1 protein-coding gene is annotated in these 320 nt (G+C 36.2%); it reads left to right on the top strand.

Translation table 11 applies throughout. The annotated features are described in order from the left end of the window. Positions 1-320, top strand: a 320-nt coding sequence (locus GH741_RS21445; RefSeq protein WP_240795591.1) for an alpha/beta hydrolase, incomplete at both ends; no start/stop codon positions are given.

The raw sequence follows: 320 nt of genomic DNA, 5'->3' as shown, positions 1-320 counted from the left end.
AAAAAATATAATGTTTTGTATTTGCTTCACGGAGTAGGCGGTAACCATAACGAATGGTTAACCGGAAGTGGGGAAGCAGATGGTAATTATGTCATCTGTAATATCTTAGACAATTTGATTGCTAATGGTGATATTAACCCAGTAATTGTGGTATTTCCTAACGGGAGAAGTTCACATGACTGGACTGACCAATCATTCAATTCTGAGGGAACGAACATGCTTGGTTTCTATTATTTTGACTACGAGCTAAGATATGATCTGGTTCCTTTCATTGAATCTACCTATAATACCTATGCAAATATAGAGGATACATCTGCTAA

Origin of the sequence: Aquibacillus halophilus, assembly GCF_009649745.1 — a bacterium.
GTDB classification, from domain to species: domain Bacteria; phylum Bacillota; class Bacilli; order Bacillales; family Amphibacillaceae; genus Aquibacillus; species Aquibacillus halophilus.
The sequence above is the reverse complement of the archived record's forward strand: the minus strand, read 5'-3'. Positions and strand labels throughout refer to the sequence as shown.